This window comes from uncultured Chloroflexus sp. (assembly GCF_937951745.1).
Taxonomy (GTDB): Bacteria; Chloroflexota; Chloroflexia; order Chloroflexales; family Chloroflexaceae; genus Chloroflexus.
On the sequence record NZ_CALFBQ010000049.1, the window covers coordinates 41,461 to 57,685 of the forward strand.

General features: G+C 57.0%; 15 protein-coding genes, 1 tRNA gene and 1 riboswitch. Of the genes, 1 reads left to right on the forward strand and 15 read right to left on the reverse strand.

The annotated features are described in order from the left end of the window. Nucleotides 1-97: 97 nt before the first annotated feature. From sufB to Q1A59_RS12445, 6 genes are all read right to left on the reverse strand, one after another. Nucleotides 98-1,513, reverse strand: a complete 1,416-nt coding sequence (sufB, locus tag Q1A59_RS12420; protein ID WP_298401341.1) for a Fe-S cluster assembly protein SufB — start codon at nucleotides 1,511-1,513, stop codon at nucleotides 98-100. 32 nt (nucleotides 1,514-1,545) lie between these two features. Beyond that, a complete protein-coding gene (gene sufU, locus Q1A59_RS12425; protein WP_298401339.1) occupies nucleotides 1,546-1,938 on the reverse strand; it encodes a Fe-S cluster assembly sulfur transfer protein SufU in 393 nt (130 codons plus the stop codon). Between the two features lie 19 nt (nucleotides 1,939-1,957). Then, a complete protein-coding gene (locus Q1A59_RS12430) occupies nucleotides 1,958-3,196 on the reverse strand; it encodes a cysteine desulfurase (protein ID WP_298401337.1) in 1,239 nt (412 codons plus the stop codon). 136 nt (nucleotides 3,197-3,332) lie between these two features. After that, on the reverse strand, nucleotides 3,333-4,547 hold the full coding sequence (sufD, locus tag Q1A59_RS12435) for a Fe-S cluster assembly protein SufD (protein ID WP_299645075.1): 1,215 nt from the start codon (nucleotides 4,545-4,547) through the stop codon (nucleotides 3,333-3,335). Nucleotides 4,548-4,558: 11 nt separating this feature from the next. After that, nucleotides 4,559-5,338, reverse strand: a complete 780-nt coding sequence (sufC, locus tag Q1A59_RS12440; RefSeq protein ID WP_298401332.1) for a Fe-S cluster assembly ATPase SufC — start codon at nucleotides 5,336-5,338, stop codon at nucleotides 4,559-4,561. Between the two features lie 30 nt (nucleotides 5,339-5,368). Further along, on the reverse strand, nucleotides 5,369-6,046 hold the full coding sequence (locus Q1A59_RS12445) for a metalloregulator ArsR/SmtB family transcription factor (RefSeq protein WP_298401330.1): 678 nt from the start codon (nucleotides 6,044-6,046) through the stop codon (nucleotides 5,369-5,371). A gap of 273 nt (nucleotides 6,047-6,319) precedes the next feature. On the opposite strand from Q1A59_RS12445, the gene Q1A59_RS12450 reads away from it, so the two are divergent. Beyond that, on the forward strand, nucleotides 6,320-6,583 hold the full coding sequence (locus tag Q1A59_RS12450) for a hypothetical protein (RefSeq protein ID WP_298401328.1): 264 nt from the start codon (nucleotides 6,320-6,322) through the stop codon (nucleotides 6,581-6,583). 335 nt (nucleotides 6,584-6,918) lie between these two features. Here Q1A59_RS12450 and Q1A59_RS12455 read toward each other — a convergent pair whose 3' ends face one another. From Q1A59_RS12455 to Q1A59_RS12495, 9 genes are all read right to left on the reverse strand, one after another. Then, the gene (locus Q1A59_RS12455) at nucleotides 6,919-8,130 is read right to left on the reverse strand and encodes an AAA family ATPase (protein ID WP_298401326.1); all 1,212 of its coding nucleotides are present in this window, start codon (nucleotides 8,128-8,130) and stop codon (nucleotides 6,919-6,921) included. Nucleotides 8,131-8,330: 200 nt separating this feature from the next. Continuing rightward, nucleotides 8,331-9,179: a hypothetical protein gene (locus Q1A59_RS12460; protein ID WP_298401325.1), complete on the reverse strand. Its 849-nt coding sequence runs from the start codon at nucleotides 9,177-9,179 to the stop codon at nucleotides 8,331-8,333. Then, nucleotides 9,172-9,906 carry a class I SAM-dependent methyltransferase gene (locus Q1A59_RS12465; RefSeq protein ID WP_298401324.1) on the reverse strand — a complete coding sequence of 245 codons (735 nt, stop codon included), beginning with the start codon at nucleotides 9,904-9,906 and terminating at the stop codon, nucleotides 9,172-9,174. Before Q1A59_RS12465 ends, Q1A59_RS12460 begins: the two co-directional genes overlap by 8 nt. Nucleotides 9,907-10,123: 217 nt before the next feature. Continuing rightward, the gene (locus Q1A59_RS12470) at nucleotides 10,124-11,272 is read right to left on the reverse strand and encodes a glycosyltransferase family 4 protein (RefSeq protein WP_298401322.1); all 1,149 of its coding nucleotides are present in this window, start codon (nucleotides 11,270-11,272) and stop codon (nucleotides 10,124-10,126) included. A 56-nt stretch (nucleotides 11,273-11,328) separates the two neighbouring features. Continuing rightward, a tRNA-Cys gene (locus Q1A59_RS12475) sits at nucleotides 11,329-11,403 on the reverse strand. Nucleotides 11,404-11,507: 104 nt separating this feature from the next. Further along, nucleotides 11,508-12,011 carry a YbaK/EbsC family protein gene (locus tag Q1A59_RS12480; RefSeq protein ID WP_298401320.1) on the reverse strand — a complete coding sequence of 168 codons (504 nt, stop codon included), beginning with the start codon at nucleotides 12,009-12,011 and terminating at the stop codon, nucleotides 11,508-11,510. A gap of 12 nt (nucleotides 12,012-12,023) precedes the next feature. Further along, complete coding sequence (locus tag Q1A59_RS12485) at nucleotides 12,024-13,052, reverse strand: sensor histidine kinase KdpD (protein WP_299645076.1); 1,029 nt, start codon at nucleotides 13,050-13,052, stop codon at nucleotides 12,024-12,026. Between the two features lie 159 nt (nucleotides 13,053-13,211). After that, the gene (locus tag Q1A59_RS12490) at nucleotides 13,212-14,348 is read right to left on the reverse strand and encodes a homoserine O-acetyltransferase (RefSeq protein ID WP_298401316.1); all 1,137 of its coding nucleotides are present in this window, start codon (nucleotides 14,346-14,348) and stop codon (nucleotides 13,212-13,214) included. Between the two features lie 81 nt (nucleotides 14,349-14,429). Beyond that, a complete protein-coding gene (locus Q1A59_RS12495) occupies nucleotides 14,430-15,725 on the reverse strand; it encodes a homocysteine synthase (protein ID WP_298401313.1) in 1,296 nt (431 codons plus the stop codon). 109 nt (nucleotides 15,726-15,834) lie between these two features. Next, nucleotides 15,835-15,946, reverse strand: a riboswitch (SAM riboswitch). Nucleotides 15,947-16,225: the final 279 nt, after the last annotated feature.

A 16,225-nucleotide genomic window follows, 5' to 3' on the forward strand; every position in this document is an offset into this window, starting at 1 on the left:
GGCGTACTGACCCCCTCATCCTGCACCTACGCCGCCCAATAACAGAGCGCCCCCAACGCATGGGAGCGCTCGTATCCCTCGCATTCCACACCACGCTTTAGCCGACCGAGCCTTCCATCTCAAGCTGGATCAGGCGGTTCAACTCGACCGCATACTCCATCGGCAGCTCGCGGGTGAACGGCTCCATGAAGCCAAGCACAATCATCGAGAGCGCGTCCGATTCGGAAATACCGCGACTCATCAGGTAGAAGAGCTGCTCGGCGCCGATGCGGCCAACGGTCGCCTCGTGGGCCAGCGTGCAGCGATCCTCTTCAATCTCGATGTACGGGATCGTATCCGAGGCCGACTTCTCGTCGAGGATCAGCGCGTCGCAGTTGACGTTGATCTTGGCGCCATACGCCCCCGGCGCGACTTTGGCCAGACCGCGGTAGGTGGTCTTGCCGCCGTCTTTGCTCACCGACTTGTTGGTGATGCGCGAGGTCGTTTCTGGCGCGAGATGCACCATCTTGGCGCCGGCATCTTGGTGCTGGCCGCGACCGGCATACGCTACCGAGAGCACCTCGCCGCGCGCTTTGCGGCCCATCAGGTAGACCGACGGGTACTTCATGGTCAGCTTCGAGCCAATATTGCCGTCCACCCACTCCATGCTGGCCTCTTCGTAAGCCACCGCCCGCTTGGTGACCAGATTGAAGATGTTGTTGGCCCAGTTCTGGATAGTGGTGTAGCGGAACTTGCCGCCTTTCTTGACAATCACCTCGACCACCGCCGAGTGAAGCGAGTTGGTGCTATAGATCGGCGCAGTGCAACCCTCGATGTAGTGGGCCTCGGCCCCTTCGTCAATGATGATCAGCGTGCGCTCGAACTGGCCCATGCGCTCGGCGTTGATGCGGAAGTAGGCTTGCAGCGGAATATCGACCTTGACCCCCTTCGGCACGTAAACGAACGAGCCACCCGACCAGACTGCGGTGTTGAGCGCGGCATACTTATTATCAGCCGCCGGCACGATAGTGCCGAAATACTCCTTGAAGAACTCAGGGTACTCCTTCAGCGCGGTGTCGGTATCGAGAAAGATCACGCCTTGCTTAGCCCACTCTTCGCGCAGCGAGTGGTAAACGACTTCCGACTCATATTGCGCGCCGACGCCGGCGAGGAACTTGCGCTCGGCTTCGGGAATGCCCAGCCGCTCGAAGGTGTTCTTGATCTCCGGCGGCACCGCATCCCAGTCAGTCTGCGGGCGCTCGTTAGCGCGCACGAAGTAGTGAATGTCATCGTAATTCAGCTCGGCCAGTTCCGGATTGGCCCACGTGCCCACCAGCGGCGTCGGCTTCTTGTTGAAAATCTCGAGCGCGCGCAGCCGCCGCTTCAACATCCACTCCGGCTCGCCCTTCATGCCGGAAAGTTCGCGCACAATGCGCTCGTTCAAACCTTTGGGCGCTTTATAAACATAGCGCTCTTCCTGTCGGAAGCCATAGCGCGAGTAGTCAAATTGCAAGTTAACCGCTTCAGCGACCACTGTGCTTCTCCTTTACTAGATAATCGACGCCACTATATGTCTTCATCCTCCTGACCCACTCCATACAGACCAGCCTTAAGTGCTTTCAGCGAGAGAAGTGCGCACTTGAGCCGACTTGGATTGTGGGCCAGTGGTATACCGATAAGGTCAAGCAGATCATCCTTACTAAAGTGCTTCGCTTCCTCGACCGATTTGCCCTTAATTACCTCGGTAAGGAGCGAGGCGCTGGCTTGGCTAATTGCGCAGCCACGTCCGGTAAAACGGACATCGGTAATCACGTCGTCGGCGATAGCCAGTTCGAGCCGGATCTGATCACCGCAGAGCGGATTGCGCTCTTCGCGGACAACGGTTGGCACCGGCAGATGACCAAAGTTGCGCGGATGACGGGCATGTTCGAGGATTTGTTCACGGTAAATGTCTTCCATAACCGTATCTCGCTAAACCCTAGGCGAAAATCTGACGTGCTTTATGTAAACCAACAACCAAACGGTCAATCTCTTCGGGCAAATTGTAGAGATAGAAGCTAGCCCGCGTCGTCGCGAGTACCCCTAGCTCTCGATGCAGCGGCTGTGTACAGTGATGACCAGCCCGTACCGCCACTCCTTCTTGGTCAAGAATAGCCGCCACGTCGTGCGGATGTACCCCTTCAAGCGAGAAACTCACCGCACCACCGCGATCCGGCCCGGCTGGTGGGCCATAGACGGTCAGACCCGGCACCTCAGCCAATCGCTCCAGCGCATACGCCGTTAACTCCTGCTCGTGGTGATGGATGGCCGCCAACCCCACCTCTTGTAAATAATCAGCTGCTTCGCCGAGCGCAATCGCCTCGCCAATTGCTGGCGTTCCTGCCTCGAAGCGGGCCGGCACCGCAGCAAAGGTGCTGTGATCCAGCTCCACCAGATCGATCATTGAACCACCGCCGAGAAAGGGAGGCATTGCGTTAAGCAGCTCACGCCGCCCCCACAGCACACCAATGCCGGTCGGACCACACATCTTATGGCCACTGAACGCCAGAAAATCGACTCCAAGCGCCTGCACATCAATCGGCATATGGGGCACGCTTTGCGCCCCATCGAGCAACACCCGCGCACCGACTGCACGCGCTCGCGCTACGATCGGCTCGACCGGGTTGATCGTACCGAAGACGTTCGATTGATGGGTGAAGGCAACCATTTTCACTCGCTCATCGAGCAGGCGGTCGAGATCGTCAAGCACAAGCCGACCTTGACCGTCAAACGGCAGATAGATCAGTTCGGCACCGGTGCGCTGAGCCAACAACTGCCACGGCACAATGTTGGAATGGTGTTCCATCATCGTCAGCAGAATGCGATCGCCGGCCCGAACGTTAGCGCTGCCCCACGAATAGGCAACCAGATTGATCGCCTCGGTGGTGTTGCGCACAAAGATCACTTCACGCTGGCTCGGCGCATTGATCAAGCGGGCTAACTTGCCGCGTGCGCGCTCGTAGGCAAAGGTCGCTTCCTCGCTCAGGCGATAGACACCACGGTGAACGTTGGCATTGTAGCGTCGATAGTAATGCTCTAACGCCTCGATCACACGTCGCGGCTTCTGCGACGACGCTGCACTATCAAGAAAGGCGAGCGGTTTACCATGAACTTCTTGATGAAGAATGGGAAACTCACGCCGCAGCGCAATTACATCAAACTGTGATAATGTCGCCATAGCTATACCCTAATCTGATCGCCAATGAGTTTTTGGCGTCAGCTTTCAATGGCGAAGCGTGCTCTCACGCACTGCACAGCGAACTACGTGGTGCTTGCCTCAGAGCAGCGAACCACTCAAAGGCAAGCGCCACCGCTTAAATCTTGGCAGCGATCTCAGCCGTCAACTCTGCCCGTAGCTCCTCAAGTGGTACTGTTTCAAGCGTTGGCTCGAAGAAGCCCATCACAATCATCTGCTGCGCTTCTGCGCGTGGAATGCCGCGGGTCTGCATATAGAAGAGCTGCTCTTGATCGATGTCGCCGCTGGTCGAGGCATGCCCGCCCTTTAGCACATCATTCGTACTAATCATGAGGCCGGGGATACTATCGTTACGCGCCTTCGGGCTAAGGTGAAGGGCGTGCTCTTCCAACCGTGTGCTCGTCGCCGCCGACTCGTGCTCGATTTTGATCATGCCATCGAACACGCTATACGCCGTATCGTTCACCACCGTCTTAAACTGCATGAAGCTCTCGCAATGGTGGCCAACGTGGCGCATCCACGGTGCAATCACTAGATGCTGGGTGTCAGCGGCAAAGGTCGCACCAAGCCAATTGAGGCGTGAACCATTTCCTACTAAGGTCGTTTCAGCCTCAATATGCTGTACTTGCCCGCCAAGCTGGATCGAGGTCCATTCGAGATGAGCATCGCGGGCAAGGATCGCGCGCTGGCCGCCAATATGGTATACGCCGTTGCCCCAATGCTGAATACTTACGAACCGCACACTCGCACCATCACCGACAAAGATCTCGGTAATCGGGCCGGCAAACGATCCGGAGCGCACGTCAGGCGAGGTAAACTCCTCAATCAAGGTCACGCTGGCTTGCGGCTCAACGATCACCAGTGTACGCGGAAAGATCGCCACACCATCGGCAGCGAGGGTGTAGATCAAGCGCAGCGGCACCTCAATCGCCACACCTTTGGGCACATAGAGCAATGCCCCATCTTGCCAGAGCGCCGCCCGCAGCGCGCTAAATTTATGCTTCAACGGCTCAACCGCCGTATCAATGTATTTCTGGATCAGCACCTCGTGGGTGTGCAGCGCCGCCGCCAGCGTTGTAAAGACGACACCTTGCGCCGCCAGCGCCGGATCCCACTGGATCGCAGTCGCATGCACACCATCGGATGGCGCGATGGTGGTCGGATCGAGTTTACTGAGGTCGGTGCGACGCCATTCGGGCGGAGTCATCTGGGCAAACGCCGTCCAAGCTTCGCGCCGCCGTTCGGTCAGCCATATCGGCTCGCCGGCTGCTTGCGAGCGAGCCACGACCATCTCGGCGCTGATCTCGTTCAGGGTTGGCAATGTCGTTGTCATGCGCATCTCCCTTAAGCCGCACCGGTCAGCTCCTCGCGGAGCCAGTCGTAACCCCTCTCCTCCAGCTCAAGCGCCAATTCGGGGCCGCCCTCACGGACGATACGGCCCTCCATCATCACCGACACCACATCGGGCTTGATGTAGTTAAGCAGGCGCTGGTAGTGGGTAATCACCAACACACCCATATCGGGGCCGGCCAAGCGGTTGACGCCATTGGCCACAATTCGTAGCGCGTCAATGTCAAGGCCCGAATCGGTCTCATCGAGCACCGCCATCGATGGCTTGAGTAATAGCATCTGCAAAATTTCGAGCCGCTTCTTCTCGCCGCCGCTGAAACCGTCGTTCAAGTAACGACGGGCAAAGCTCTCGTCCATATCGAGGATATTGAGACCTTCGCGCAGCAATTTGCGGAACTCAGATGCCGGAATCGCCGTCTCCTTCGGGTCTTTGCCCTCTTCGGCGCGGTGCGCATTAATAGCCGAACGCAAGAAATTCGCCACCGTCACCCCCGGCACTGACACCGGGTACTGGAAGGCAAGGAAAACACCTAGCCGGCTGCGCTCATCTGGCTCCAGCTCCAGCAGATTGTGGCCCTTGTACCAAATCTCACCACCGGTCACTTCATACGAAGGATGGCCGGCAATGATATACGACAACGTGCTCTTACCGCTGCCGTTCGGGCCCATAATCGCGTGAATGGTGCCTTGCCGCACCGTCAAATTGACACCGCGCAGAATCTCTTTGTCACCGATCCGCGCATACAGATCTTTGATGATCAGATCGTTGCTCATGTGCTCCTCATTAAACAAAGCAGAATAAACCTAAACCTTAGCATCAGAGTCAGCAACCGATGGCGCTACCGTGAGCGGAATATCGTTTGGACGCAAGACAAAGCGGCAATTGTGCGCCCCCGCCCGAATGGTATCTTCGAGCACGAGCTTTTCACCAAGCACGTACTCGATCATACGCCGCTCCATCGAGCAGACTTCAGGATGATCGGCTGCCACATCGTAGAACGGACAGGCGAATAGGCGCAACACATCGCCCTCGGGATTAATCTCAGCCGGCACACCACGCTGTTCTAGCAGTACACGCAACTCGTTAAGGCGAGCTGCGACATCGGCACCAGCCATTCGGTCGGCATACTCGCTCGCCAACCGCTGACTGACCCGATCGAGCAATTGCTCAACCTTGCCCTCACCCTCTAACTCGATCAACTCGCGTAGGAGGCTGCTGATCAAGCGATCGTACTGCTTGGGGAACGACTTTTGCGCCTTCTCAGACAGAGAATACACTAATCGCGGACGGCCCGGCCCATTGCGCTCGCTCGTCACCTCAACCATATCTTCGGCTTGCAGATGCACAAGATGGTCGCGTACCGCCGTTGTGCTGACACCGAGCAAGTCGGCCAGCTCTTTGACAGTCGCCCGCGCATGACGCTGTAAGTAGCGCAAGATAATACCGGCTGGACTATCGGACGGATAACGTGAGATTTCCATAGTCGCACTACTCCGAACTACTATGGTATAGTCTACCAGCATTTCAAGCTATTGTCAATAAAAAAGCCAAAAACTTTTTTAATTCCGGCAAGGGTGGGAAAGTACGCCATCACCTCCGGGTTGTCATCCTCGTTGCAAGACGTGTAATTTTGTAATTGACATTACGTGAAATTGGTACTACACTACTCATGTGCCCGGCAGACCGGGGCACAGCGGCAGCGACGGAGGCCGGCGCCACGGCCACCCGCCGCGTAACATCAAAAGGAGCATCGTATGCGTTGGGAGTACAAAGTCGTGTTTGTCGAGGCGTGGCAGCGCGTCTCAGTCGAAGGCCAAGAGAGCTATCCCGAAGCGGGTGAACGCAACACCGGCTTTGCTCGTCGCTTCCTCAATAAGTTAGGCGCTGACGGTTGGGAAGTGTGCGGTGTGCAAGCAGTGATGCCGGGCCGCAGTTATCTCATACTCAAGCGCCCTTTGGCTGATGGATCCGAACCCGATCTCTCGGTTGCGCGCCGGCCCAACCCGAACGCGCCGTAAACAGACGCAAACAAGGTAAAGACGCCGAGGAATGTTCGCGCAAAGGCACTAGACGCGAAGGTTTTGGGGGATACGCTCTAGCTAACACGGTGGTTTTCTTTCTGCCCCCTTTGCGCTGACAAGGGGGTTAACCCAAAGAGTACGATAGGATGTTCAGATACAGTCGCCAGTACGCTCAACAACCCTCCCCTACAAAACCCGTTGTGACCTTCGCGTCCTCGGCGTTTCAGGTTGCCGGCTTGGTAAAAGGCCGGTAACCTTCCCTACAAAACCCGTTGCGTCCTTCGCGTCCTCGGCGTCTTTGCGTTAACCAGCCTTAGCGTTTTGTGCGTCTATTACCTTCCATCACGCAGGTCGCGGCGCGGCGTAGCACGCGGGCCACGGGTAGTAAAGAGACCGCCTTCTGCCGCGTTACTCCGCTCGTGGGTAAGGCTAATACTCGGCGGCTGCGGCCCATCGCTCTGGCCGACCGCCAACCGCTGCAACTCATGCTGGCGCAACTCCTCAGCCCGCTCGATCAATTCCGGCGCTTCATCGTAGTAGAATTGCAACGCTTGGCCGTGCTGATCAACCCCGGTGTAGCGCAATTCAATCATGCTGCCGGGAGGAATGCCGCCTGAAGCCAGCAAATCGGCCAGCGGCGCTTCGATGTCTTTTAGAATACGTTGGCGCAATGGCCGCGCACCAAACCGCGAGTCAAACCCCTTGTTCAGCAGGTACTCTTTGGCGGCTGGCGTGACGCGCAACTGCACCGCGTACCGTAAATACTGCTGATTGCACTCGGCAATCATGCGATCAAACACTTGGCTGAGCGTTTCTGCCGAAAGCGGGCGAAAGGCGATGATTTCATCAAGCCGGTTGATCCACTCTGGCTGAAACACCTTCTGCAAGGCTTCAAACCCGATCTGATAGATCTCGCGACCGGTGGCTTCAACATCTTTATGCGGCGTGCGAAACCCAATCGTGCGCCGGTCAAGAAAGTCAACCATCTCTTTCGCGCCGACATTGGTGGTGAAAATCACGATACTATTCTGAAAGCTCACCCGTCGCCCACCGTTGAGCAGCAGGATTTCGCCATCTTCCATCACTTGCAAGAGCAGATTCCAGAGTTCAGGCTGCCCCTTCTCAATTTCATCAAATAACACTACACTGTTTTCTTGCTCGATAATGTCAGGGTTGAGCAATGGTTTCTGGTCACGCCCGACATAGCTCGGCGGCGCACCAACCAAGGCGCTCACCTCGTGCCCTTGGCTAAAGAGCGAACAGTCAATTTTGAGAAAGGCACTGCCATCAGGACGGAGCAATTCGGCCAAGGCACGCGCGGTGGCCGTCTTGCCAACACCGGTAGGGCCGAGAAAGAGGAGAGTAGCGCGTGGACGGCGGGTATTACCGGCTGAAAAGCCGAATCGTGAGCGATTAAGCACTCGAATCACACTCTCGATCGCTCGCTCTTGACCAAAGATCTGTTCGCGCAACCGGTGCTCGACCATATCGAGCGGGTTTTTGTCACCGCGCACCGCTAACTTCATTTGGCCTTCGTTCGCCATAACGCCTCCCCTGCCAGCCACCGGCAACTATTCTGCCATTGCCTCAGCGCCGGGTGAAGCGCCACTATGCTGCATCATGATGTGGAGATGTGCGCCTTGCCACCCGCCCTTCATTCATTGGACACCCACAAGCTTAGGATGCCTTAACCTTTGTTGTACCACTGCCAGATAGCCTGTCCATACGGTTAAGAAAACTGTCATCAGCGTAACCACGCTAAGGCGGTTGTCACGACGATAATCGAGTAAAACAGCAGCGCTAACGGGAAGCCGCCGAGCAAAATGATAAAGCCGATGTACGGCAACGATCCACAAGCATACGCCACACTAACGACGATCATCAGCATGCGACCACGCTTTCGCCCGGTCGCCCAATCGATGACGCGCGAAAGGGCATTACCGGTCATGGGACCGAGCAAAAATGCGACGATGAAACCGAAGAAACCGGCCCAGCCAATCACTACCCCCGCAGCTAGCGTTACTACTAGTGCATAAATGAGCGCAACGACCCCAGCCGCTAACAACTGCGGCGGCTCAACTTGATAATTGACTGGCGTGCGCTCGCGGGCACATTCGGGGCAAATTTGCCCGACCGGCGTTGCCCGCGCACATTCCGGACAGATCGGACGCCCGCAACTGATACAGCGCAACCCCGTCTCGCGCTGCGGATGGCGGTAGCAAAATAATGTCTCGGTTGCTGGCTCAACGTGGGGCGCCGGAGCTTCTTCAACAGTGATCGGTTCCTCGCGTTCGCGCACTTGCACTCCCGTCGGCGCAAGTAATTCGCCAGCGGCCAACCGTGCCTCGACGTGTTCGAGTGTGGCTCGCGCTTCACTGTTCTCTGGATCAACCGCCAAGGCGCGCAGCAGATATTCGCGCTTGTCGCGGTACGGTCGCACTGCAGCGGCCATCCCGAGCAAGGCTTCAACGTGATTTGGGTCTATCTCAAGTGCTTCACGAAACCGCAAGCGCGCCGTCACCGTATCGCCGGCAATGAACGCTGCTCTGCCAGCAGCAGTCAACTCGGCCGCGGTTATGGTTGACTCAGTCATAACGCCTCCGCAAAATGAAAAAGTAGTAGGGAGCATCGTCTGGCGCCGGCGCTTCATAAATCCGACGCAATATCGGCTCCCAGAGAAGGTTCGGTGTAAAAGGCGGCGCAAGCAACCACCGTCCGGTTAACCTGCGGGTGAGCAGACTCGGCGCACCGTAGTAATGGCTGAAATCAAACAGCTTGAGCGCCGTATCGCTCAAATATGGTCGGCAAACCTCAACCACAAATCCGGCTCGCTCAAATCGTTCAGCCCACTCTGCTCGGCTCAAGGTGTTGTAGTGGTAAGAAATACGGTTAAACCACTGCCCATACCGACTACCATCAAGGCCGAGCCGGTTAAGGAACCACGTTCCCAGCAGCTCGCGAGGAAACTGATCGCCTACTACCGACGCCACAAACAGCCCACCCGGACGCACCACGCGCGCTACTTCGCGCAAGGCCTGATCGAGGGGTTTGACATGTTCAAGCACACAGTTCGATATCGCCGTCGCAAATGATCCATCGGGAAAAGGCAGTGCTGCGCCGTCAGCAACGCAGAGACCGGTATAGACGCCGCGCCGGGCCGCTTCATGCGTATCACTTACCCGCGGATCAATCCCAACAATCTGCTTACCCGGCAAGGCAATCTGCACGAACGTGCCATCACCAGACCCGATGTCGATGATCGGCTCGGGCAGATCAGGGGCCAACTCAGCAAAAAGGCGTGCTTCAATCGAGCGAATCATGGCTCGATGAATCGGCAATGTCAGCAGATGTGGTCGTAAGTAGTCAGGCATAGGTGGACGTTGACCTCGGTGCGCCCCCCGAATCGGGGAATTATACTTACTCATTTGTTATTAGACACGATGACAGCCTATAGGGCGAACACCCCTAAGCGCATCATCATCGCACATCGCGCTGATCGCTTTTTTGACTTACCGCTCTCATTGTACCGCGTTCACGCTATTCAGTGACGCCTAAGCTACGAAACAAACGCTCATACTCATCAACCGTGCGTTCGGTGCTGAACAGCGCCGCGACGGCTTCCCGTGGCCGAACATATTGCTCGCGATGAGCGATAATCTCAAGAATAGCCTCAGCCAATGCCACGGCGTCACCAATCGGAACCACCTTCCCCATCCCGGTAAGCAACGGCGGCTGACGTACACCCGGCAAATTGCTGGCAACCGTCGGTGTACCGCATAACATTGCCTCAACCTGTACTAGTCCGAACGTCTCGGTCGAATTGAGCGATGGCACTACTAAGACATCGAGATTGGGGAAGAAGGCGGCCATCTCAGTCGGGTTCAGCGTGCCGAGGAATGTCCAATGGTCGCGAAACCGCTCAAACAAAGGTGCCAAACGAAGGGCATACGCTTCCTCACCTAGCACCTGCTGATATTGACCGGCGAAGAGAACACGTGCTGTCGGGTAGACGGCGAGAATGCGCGGCAAGGCTTCTAATAACACCTCCACCCCCTTCTCGGCTGCCAACCGCGCAGCCATGCCGATCACCGGCCCGTGTAGATTCCAGCGCCGCCGAAACGCAGCAATCTCGGCTTCGGATACATCAACTACCTCAACCGGTGGTGGGATAATCGTTACCTTGTGACGCCACCGCCGTAGGTAGGGCGAATGATCGGCAAAATCTTGGGTATAGGCAACGATCCGCGTCGCCAACGCCGCCGCCGCCTGATTAGCTGTATCTACAACCCGATTCGCCACCCGATTGAGCATACCCGGCGGCAGTTTAAGATCGCTATGGTAAGTCAGCACCACCGGCTGCTTGAGCAATTTGCCGCGCAGTGCCAACCCCGGCGCATCAAACTGTGGCAAATGCAGACTCATAGCATCATGTTCGAGTGAAAGGCGCGTGGCTAACCAACCAAACGTGGGCATCAGCACGCCTTTACTTATTCGGGCCAGCACCGGCGCACGCACCACGCGCACACCATCGCGCAGTTCAACCTTTGGCAAACTCGGATCGTACTGCGAGGTAAGTACAGTCACCCGATGCCCACGCCGCGCTAAGCCACGGGCTAATCGTTCAACATAGATGGTCAAACCACTTGTGTACGGACGATAGTAGGTCAGTGCGCAGAGAATTCGCATACGATCTCGTGAAATAAAGAACGAGAGGCAATCAACCTCTCGTTCGTAGACGCCTCTGGAGGCGACGGCGGGAATCGAACCCGCGAATGGCGGTTTTGCAGACCGCTGCATTACCACTTTGCTACGTCGCCATCGCCCCTTATTGTAGCATAGGCAGGCTTACCTCGCAACTTGTACGAAATCGTGGTGAACTCCCGTGCAACCCCTCGAAACTTGCTTCTAACAACCTTCACCCCTACTTCGTGGTTGAGCTTGCCGCCTCTACAGATCGCACTGCAATTGCCCCTACCACTGCCCCTACCACCCGCACCAAATCGGTCGGTGCTAATCCAATCATCACCCCGCGTTGGCCAGCATTGACATAGATGATCGGATGCGCCAGCGCCGACTCATCAAGGTATGACGGCCACCGTTTCGCCGTCAACGCCAGCGCACCAATGCCACCGACCCGCAGGCCAGTCAGACGTTCAGCTTCAGCGTGTGGCGCCATCTCGCATCGTTTGACTCCGGCTAATGTTGCAAGCCGTTTGAGATCAAGCTGACAATCAGCCGGCACCATCGCCAAGGCTGGTCGCACGCCGGCGCCGAGCACTACTAACGTCTTGCAGACTTGCGCCGCTGGGACGCCAATTGCCGCCGCTACCGCCACTGCGTCCGGCGCTGCTGGATCGTACTCGTGAATGGTATACGTGATGCGCTGGCGATCGAGCAGGCGCATCGAATTGAGTTTATCTGCCATAGAGATGTTTGATCACCGTTCATTGACAGCTATCGCTAACGGTACGCGAGCGGGAACGAGCGGGATGGTCACCAAAAACGTTGACCCTTTACCGGGCTGGCTCGTTGCTGCAATCGAACCACCCATTACCATGCACAACCGCTGGGCTATCGCTAAACCTATCCCAGCGCCGCTGTGGCGTTGGGTTAACGCTTCGTCAAAGCGGACGAACGGCTCAAACAGTACCTCGAGCTGTTCGCGACTCATGCCAATGCCGGTATCGCTCACACTGAGTCGCAGCACTGCCGGCCCCTCCCCATCATCACAGATTGCTACAGCCAATTTGATCTCACCTTGGCGAGTAAACTTCACCGCATTTTGCAAGAGGTGCAACAAAATCTGGCGCACCTTAGCGCGATCAACCTCGATGATCGTCGCCGGATCAACTGCCAGATCGATCGACAGCCGGTTGCTATGCGCATTCGCCCACGGCGCAATCGCAGTTTGCACTTCGTCGATGAGCAACCCCAGCGGCCAGCGTTCTCGACTCACCACCACATCGCCGGCCTCGAGCCGGGCAAGATCAAGCACATCATTAATCAGGCTCAGCAACTGTCCGGCTGATTCTCTGATGCGTCGGAGGCGAGTGATCGCAAGCTCCGGGCTTAGTGCGCCTTCCTGTGCGTCTTCGTGCAATAATTCGCTGTAGCCGATGATGGTATTGAGCGGTGTGCGCAACTCGTGGCTCATATTAGCCAAGAATGCGCTTTTGGCTCGCATCGCCACTGTCGCCGCAACGCGAGCTTCAGCCAATTCACGCTCAAGGGCGACAAGATGGCGTTGCAGTTCGGCCCGCTGCGTGCGCTCACGCCAGCTATACCACCCTAACGCTACGCTCATCCCGCCAAGCCCAGCCAAGGCCGCGAAACACCAGCCGCTGCCAAATGCCAAGGCGAGCACTGCTGAGGCAACCCACACGCCCAATAACAACAGAGCCACCCGCTGCCAGCTTGCCGATGGCAACCATACCCATTGCTTAAGCCACAATCCAGCGTGCTTCAATGAATCCTCACCCACTGGCACGGAAAGGCATCTATCTCTAGAGATCACTGTTATCTTACCGCAAACCAGTGTGGAGGTAAACAGCTTCGTGCAACTGGCGCATACACTGTGCTGCGCTTACTGAAGGCTGCAAAACTGACTTCTTATGCATTCCTCCTGCTATTCAGCCGCCAACCGATCAAGGAAATCACGGATCAATACACTCTGCACGTCAAGGTCAGTCAGAAAAGCGTCGTGACCGGCATCAGTAGCAATCAAGTGCGTGGTAAACGAACGGCCCACCGCTTGGGCTGCCGCCTCCATCTGATAGGTCTCGCTCGGCGGGTAAAGCCAGTCACTGCTGTAGGCCAAGCCAAGGAACCGCGCCCGCGCTTGATCAAAGGCCGCCGCCAGCGAACCGTAACGCGCCGCTAGATCCCAACTGTCCATGGCGCGGGTGATGATAAGGTAGGAATTGGCATCAAACCGATCGTTGAAGCGGGCCGCTTGATGTTCGAGATAGTGTTCAATCGCAAAGTGCGGCCCAAGATCGAGCGTACCGGGATCACCACGCCGACCAAAGCGTTGCTCCAGCTTCTCTTCGCACAGATAGGTGATATGGCCAAGCATACGCGCCACTGCCAGACCGTCGCGCGGCGGTTCGCCATCGTAATAGTCGCCGCCTTGCCAGCGTGGATCAGCCATAATCGCGCGCCGGCCAATGTAATTCCACGCCACTGTTTGCGCACTTGAGCGAGCGCTAGTTGCTAGCAGGATCGCTCCGCGCACCCGTTGCGGATATTCCACTGCCCATGCTAACGCTTGAAACCCGCCCATTGAACCACCGGCCACCGCCAGCAATGTCTCGATGCCCAACGCATCGATGAGACGCCGCTGAGCATGCACCATATCTTCAATCGTGATGATGGGAAAGCGCGATCCGTAAGGCTTACCATCAGCCGGGTGTGGGCTTGAGGGACCGGTTGAACCACGACAACCGCCGATCACGTTTGAGCAGATGACAAAATAGCGGTTGGTGTCGAATGCGCGTCCCGGCCCGATCATTCCGTCCCACCAGCCCGGTTTACGGTCAGCGGGGCTATGGTAGCCGGCAGCGTGCGCATCACCTGACAAGGCGTGGAGGATCAAGATCGCATTCGAGCGATCAGGGGCTAGCTCACCGTATGTCTCGTAAGCCAGCGTCAACGGTGCCAGCGTTGCACCACTCACCAACGTCAGCGGTGTTGTCCAATGCATGCGCTGGGTGCGCACATAGCCAACCCCCTCTGGGGTTGGCGCATGAACGAAAGCTTCCATCAACATCTTCTCCTGACTGCAAGGAAGCCGGGCAGCCGGCAACAGCGGCGACACCGTTGTCGCCGCGATGCCCGCTGTGTATTATGACGGCGTCCCGGCCAGCGCTTGATCGAGATCGGCCAAAATGTCGTCGATCGTCTCAAGACCAATCGAGAGCCGCACATAATCGTCGGTCACGCCAGTCAGCCGCTGCTCTTCCGGCGTCAACTGGCTGTGGGTCGTCGTGGCCGGATGGATAGCAAGGCTCTTAGCGTCACCGATGTTTGCCAGATGCGAGAAGAGGCGTAGCCGCTCGATGAAGGTACGGCCAGCCACTCGTCCGCCTTTCAAGCCAAAACCGACGATCCCGCTCTGGCCGCGGGGCAAATACTTCTGCGCCAGCGCATAGCTCGGATGGCTCGGCAGACCGGGGTAGTTCACCCATGCCACCTTCGGATGTTCGCTAAGGTACTGAGCGACAGCTAACGCATTCTTGCTATGCCGCTCCATCCGTAACGGCAGCGTCTCTAACCCTTGCAAAAAGAGGAAGCTATTAAATGGACTGAGCGCCGCGCCGATGTCACGCAAGCCCTGCACCCGCGCTTTGATAATATACGCTAATTGACCAAACGTCTGTGTGTAAACCAACCCGTGGTAGCTCGGATCAGGGCTGGTAAATTCAGGGAACCGGCCACTGGCTGCCCAGTCGAACTTGCCACTATCAACGATAATCCCGCCAATGGCGGTGCCGTGCCCACCGATATACTTCGTCGCCGAGTGGATGACAATATCGGCGCCGTGCTGGATCGGCTGCCACAGATATGGCGTCACCGTTGTCGCATCAACTATCACCGGCACGCCGCGCTCGTGGGCGATGGCCGCGATCCGTTCCAGATCGAGCACGTCGAGCCGCGGATTTCCAACCAATTCGAGGAAAAAGGCTTTAGTGCGATCGTCAATAGCAGCCGCAAAACCGTCGTAATCGCGCGCATCGACAAAACGGGTGGTAATGCCGAGCTTTGGTAAGGTGTGGCGGAAGAGGTTATACGTGCCGCCGTACAAATCTGACGAAGCAACGATATTGTCCCCACTGCCGGCTAGATTGAGAATAGCTAGCGTCTCGGCGGCTTGCCCTGACGCCAATGCCAACGCGCCAACTCCACCTTCGAGCGCCGCCATGCGCTGCTCGAACACGTCGGTGGTCGGGTTCATGATGCGCGTGTAGATATTACCAAATTCCTGCAAGTTGAACAGACGCGCCGCATGATCGGTGTCCTTGAACTGATACGATGTGGTGGCATAGATCGGCACCGCCCGTGATCCGGTAACCGGATCAGGGGTCTGACCGGCATGCAAGGCGAGCGTCTCGAAACCGGTGAAGCGCGGAGCATCGGACATGAACAACCTCCTCAAGCATTTATCAAAGTGAGCCAAATTGCAGGCAACAAAAACGCCCTCAACGTGCGATGAGGGCGTGAAATCATTGCGGCAAGCCGCGCTGCCACGTCGCTCATCTTCCAGAACACTTCTGCCGGAATTAGCACCGTTCGCACGCGGCGACGCATGCGAGGGTTGCTGCGGTTTCAACGGGCCGGTCCCTCCACCGCTCTGGATGAGTGCGTGTATGTTGTTGAGGTGCGTGTCGGTGTCGCCTACACCAATACGTTGCGGATAATATAAATTATGCAACTCGCCTTTGTCAAGTATCTGGGCAAGGAATTTTGCCCCGTTTTCGTTCCTCGTCCCTACGGAATCGGTGATAGCTGCCCAATGCGCACTGCAACCAACTCGACCTGCACATTGCCTTGACAAAGCTTGTGCTGCTGAGTAAGATAGATATGGAACCCATAACTAGACGCGCATAAAATTATCTCGAGTATACTACCAGTGTAAAGCAA